General features: G+C 64.0%; 4 protein-coding genes and 1 pseudogene. 2 read left to right on the top strand and 3 right to left on the bottom strand.

Going from position 1 to position 4444, the window contains the following annotated elements:
- Positions 1 to 134, top strand: a pseudogene (locus EOA28_RS40450) (carbohydrate kinase family protein); the annotation flags it as partial.
- A 45-nt stretch (positions 135 to 179) separates the two neighbouring features.
- On the opposite strand, the gene EOA28_RS26205 reads toward EOA28_RS40450, so the two are convergent.
- From EOA28_RS26205 to EOA28_RS26195, 3 genes are all read right to left on the bottom strand, one after another.
- Entirely contained in the window at positions 180 to 1205 is a 1026-nt protein-coding gene (locus EOA28_RS26205; protein WP_128315440.1) for an aldose epimerase family protein, read from the bottom strand.
- Between the two features lie 194 nt (positions 1206 to 1399).
- On the bottom strand, positions 1400 to 2857 hold the full coding sequence (locus EOA28_RS26200; protein ID WP_127251544.1) for an NAD-dependent succinate-semialdehyde dehydrogenase: 1458 nt from the start codon (positions 2855 to 2857) through the stop codon (positions 1400 to 1402).
- 177 nt (positions 2858 to 3034) lie between these two features.
- Positions 3035 to 3985, bottom strand: a complete 951-nt coding sequence (locus EOA28_RS26195) for an AEC family transporter (RefSeq protein WP_127251543.1) — start codon at positions 3983 to 3985, stop codon at positions 3035 to 3037.
- Positions 3986 to 4149: 164 nt separating this feature from the next.
- On the opposite strand from EOA28_RS26195, the gene EOA28_RS26190 reads away from it, so the two are divergent.
- Positions 4150 to 4444: histidine phosphatase family protein (locus EOA28_RS26190; RefSeq protein ID WP_189342193.1), on the top strand; the 295-nt coding region annotated here is incomplete at its 3' end.

Raw genomic sequence — 4444 nt, 5'->3', positions numbered from 1 at the left:
ATCTCGCCGCGCGGCTTGCCGGCCACGCGCCTGCCGACGCGGTGCGCCGCGCGCATAAAGTGGCGGCCGCGGTCGTGCAGGTTCGCGGCGCGCTTGCTCCATTCGCGACGTTGAGGGCAGCATTCGACAGTTAAGCGCCGTCGAAGCTTTAGCGCACATTACTTCAATACCGAAAAACCTTAAGGCAAACGGAAGCGGTATTCCGTCACCTGATGATAGATCTGCCCTGGCCACAGCGTCGCCTGCGGGAAATAGGGCCGGTTCGGCGCGTCCGGCCAGGTCTGCGCTTCGAGGCAGAGGCCTGAAAACGCCTTGTAGTGGCGGCCGTCGAGCCCCGGCGATGCCGGCGCGACGAACTGGCCGCTATAGAGCTGCAGTCCAGGCTCGGTGGTCCAGACTTCCATCTCGACGCCGGAATTGGCGCCTTGCACCCAGGCAGCCTGGTGCAGCGGCCCGCGGCTGGAGGCGAGGCAGTAATTCAGGTCGTATTGAAGCTGCTCGCCCTCCATTTCCATGCGCAGCGCCCGCGCCTGCCGGAAATCGAAAGGCTTGCCGTCGACCGGCTTCACGACACCGGTCGGGATCATCTCGTCATCGACGGGCGTGTAGGCGCTGGCGTTGAGCATCAGCCGATGGTCGAGGATGTCGCCGACGCCGCCATCGTCGAGGTTGAAATAGGAGTGCTGCGCCAGATTGCAGAGCGTCGGCTCCTCGCAAGTCGCGGTCAGTTCCATGCTGAGCGTGCCGGGGATCTTCAGCCGGTAGGTGCAGGTGACGTCGAGCGCGCCGGGAAAACCCATCGCGCCGTCCGGATCGTGCAGTGTCAGCGTCACGAAATCGCGGCCGTGCAGCGAAACGGTCCATGGCCGGTGGAAATAGCCTTCCGAGCCGCCATGCAGCGTGTGCTTGCCGAGAAAATTCTGCTCGGTCTGGTAGCGCTGGCCGGCAATGGTGAAACGGCCGCCGCCAATGCGGTTGGCGAAGCGGCCGACGACCGCCCCGAAAAAGGCGCGGTCGGTCTCGTAGGGTTCGAAGCGGTCGTAGCCCAGCACCAGCGGCGCGTCGTGGCCGTTCAGTCGAAGATCCTGGACGATCGCGCCCAGTCCGATGATGTTGGCGGTCAAGCCGCCGCCCCGGATCGTGAACCGGCGTACGGCCTCGCCCGCCTGCGTCGTGCCGAAGACCTCGCCGTCCTTCATCGCCATGCCCGAAAATGTAAGTTGTCGATCAATGGATTTAGGCCGGCTATGGATGATCCGGCAAGGGCAGGCTCAGGCAATTCCAGATGTCTGACTGTTTTTCGACCGGGATTTCGCTGAACCAAACAGATAGAGCCGCCCATCGTTTCAGTGAAACGACGGACGGCTCTTCAAAACCTATCCAGTACGGCCGGTCGATATCAGAGCCCCAGGCCACCGAAGCAGGCATATTTGGTGTCGAGATAGTCCTCGATGCCCTGATGCCCGCCTTCGCGGCCGAGACCCGATTCCTTGACGCCGCCGAACGGCGCCTCGGGCGTGGTGATCAGGCCTTCATTGACACCGACCATGCCATATTTCAGACCTTCCATGACCCGGAAGGCTCGGCCGAGATTGCCGGTGTAGAAATAAGCGGCGAGGCCGAACTCGGTGTCGTTGGCCAAGGCCACCGCCTCTTCCTCGGTCTCGAACTTGAACACGGGCGCGATCGGCCCAAAAATCTCTTCCTTCATGAATCGCATGTTCGGCGTGGCGCCGGAGATCACCGTCGGCTGGAAGAACGAGCCGCCAAGCGCATGGCGCTTGCCGCCGGCGACGACCTGGCCGCCCTTGGACGTGGCATCAGCGATGAATTCCTCGACTTTCTCGACCGCCTTCTCGTCGATCAGCGGTCCCTGCTGCACGCCTTCCTCCAGGCCCGAGCCGACCTTGAGGTTGTTGCTGGCGGCGGCGAGCTTCTCGACGAACTGGTCATAGATGCCTGCCTGGACGAGGAAGCGGTTGGTGCACACGCAGGTCTGGCCGGAATTGCGGTATTTCGCGGTGATGGCGCCGGCCACCGCGCGGTCGACATCAGCGTCGTCGAAGACCAGGAACGGCGCGTTGCCGCCGAGCTCCATCGACACCTTCTTGACCGTCGAGGCGGACTTCTGGATCAGCAGCTTGCCGATCTCGGTCGAGCCGGTGAAGGTGATCTTCTTGACCAGCGGATTGGTGCAGAGTTCGTCGCCGATCTCGCCGGCTGAGCCGGTCACGACGTTGACGACGCCCTTCGGGAAACCGACTTCCTCGACCAGCGCGCCCCAGGCGAGGCCGGAATAAGGCGTCTGCGAGGCGGGCTTCACCACAGCGGTGCAGCCGGCGGCCAAGGCCGGACCGATCTTGCGGGCGAGCATCGAGGACGGAAAATTCCATGGCGTGATGGCGGCGATGACGCCGACCGGCTCCTTGGTCACAAGGATGCGGCGGTCGCCCCATGGCGACGGCACGATGTCGCCATAGACGCGGCGGCCTTCCTCGGCGAACCACAGGATGTAGGCCGCGGACGAGCCGATCTCGCCCTTGGATTCGGCGAGCGACTTGCCCTGCTCGATGGTCAGCAGCTCGGCCAGCACGTCCTGATTGTCCATCATCGCGTCATGCAGCTTGCGTAACAGCTTCGAGCGCTCGAGCGCGGTGGTCTTGCGCCAGCTCTTGAACGCTTCCTCGGCCGCCTCGATGGCGCGGCGGGTTTCAGCCTTGCCGGCCTTTGGCACGGTGCCGATCTTCAGGCCCGTCGCCGGATTGTTGACCTCGATGGTCTGGCCGCTGTCGGCCTGCACCCATTCACCATTGATGAGATTGGCCTGGCGCATGAAATGGCTGGTTTTCTGAAGCATGGTCTGGCCTCCGTTCGGCGCGCTGATCGGCCGTTTTTCTGGATATCCGTTGAAGCGTGCTTCAAGAGCCGCACGCCGGCGCATTGCTCTTACCTAGGGAAAGGCAGGCAAGCAATCACAAGATGGCATATAGGGGTTGGGCCAGCAAAGGCGAGCCGCGCATACGCTTGCTGACGCTTATCCGAAGATGTGCACGACCACCGTCAGCCAGAACGACGTGGTTAGCACCGCGCTTGCCGTGGCAAGCGTCATCTGGTTCGAGGCCAGCGCCTGGCCGGTGTTGAACTGGACGGCGATCAGGTAGGAATTGATGCCCGACGGCAGCGCCGCAACGACGACCGCGACCTTGGAGGTCAGCGGCGGCAGGCCGAGTAGCCACACGAAGGCCAGCACCAGCGCCGGCATCAGGAACAGCTTCAGCACCGATAGCGCCAGCGCCGGCCTGACATTGCCGGAGATGCCGAAGCGGCGCAGGCTAAGCCCCATGGCGAACAGCGCCACAGGGCCTGCCGTGTCGGCAAGCGTGTCGACCAGCCGCTCGACGAGGTCTGGCAACGGAGCGCCGGTAAGGCGCCAGGCGAGCCCCGCCAGGATGCCGATGATCAGTGGATTGATGAACAGGCGCCTGAGGAAGCTTTTGACAACGCGCAGCGGGTGGACCGTCTCGCCGCTGCCGCGCCCGAACATCTCGAACAGCACGATCGAGGCCATCATCATGATCGGCAGGTGGACCGAGACCAGCAGCGACAGCACCTCGAAGCCGCTGGCGCCGAATATGCCCAGGATGAAAGGGGCGCCGAGCAGCACGACATTGGAATAGGCCGAGGACACGCCGCCGACGATCCCCGCGCGTGCGTCCCGACCAAACAGCCGCGTCGTGACCAGATGGCCCGCGGCCCAGGTGATGGCGACGGCAGCGAAATAGGCGCCCCACAGCGACCATGGCGCCACACCGTGGAAATCCGACTTGACCATGGTTTGGAACAGAAGCAGCGGCATCGCCACATTGACGGCGAATTCGGAAATGCCCTCCCCGCTCGCCGGCTTCAGATAGCTGGTCAGCCCGGCCAGATAGCCAAGCGCCACGAGGCTGAAGACGAAGAGGACGGTTTCGGTGAGCGGAGTCATTTTGCGGGCGGAGACATTTTTCCCGTGATAGGCGAGCCCCGGCCGCTGTGCAATCGGCGCAGCACGCCGATCTCCGGCGCGCCTCTGCTTGTGTTCCGGACGGCTTTGCGGTCCCTATATGCCAATCACGGCCTTGGCCCGCCCGGGCCGCCATAGGACTTCCGATGCTGCGACTTGTTCTGGCGCTTTTTCTCCTGGTTGTTCCGAGCCTTGCCCACGCGACCGATGCCGGCTGGGCGCTGCTGCGCGACGGAGGCCATGTCGTGCTGCTTCGACATGCCTTCGTCACCGGGGCGACCGACCCGGCGAATTTCGACATCGGCAACTGCGCCACGCAGCTCAATTTGTCGGAGCGCGGCAAGCAGCAGGCAAGCCGCATCGGAGCGCTGTTCGCGGCGCGCGCGGCCCCCATCGACCATGTCCTCTCCAGCCGCTACTGCCGCTGCCTCGATACTGCCC

It is taken from the genome of Mesorhizobium sp. M2A.F.Ca.ET.067.02.1.1 (assembly GCF_004023285.1).
GTDB lineage: Bacteria > Pseudomonadota > Alphaproteobacteria > Rhizobiales > Rhizobiaceae > Mesorhizobium.
This window is presented reverse-complemented; position numbering and strand designations above follow the sequence as displayed.

Bases quoted from the DNA above. Each gene is read 5' to 3' on its own strand.
- EOA28_RS26205 (WP_128315440.1), bottom strand. From the start codon at position 1,205: ATGGCGATGAAGGACGGCGAGGTCTTCGGCACGACGCAGGCGGGCGAG.
- EOA28_RS26200 (WP_127251544.1), bottom strand. From the start codon at position 2,857: ATGCTTCAGAAAACCAGCCATTTCATGCGCCAGGCCAATCTCATCAAT.
- EOA28_RS26195 (WP_127251543.1), bottom strand. From the start codon at position 3,985: ATGACTCCGCTCACCGAAACCGTCCTCTTCGTCTTCAGCCTCGTGGCG.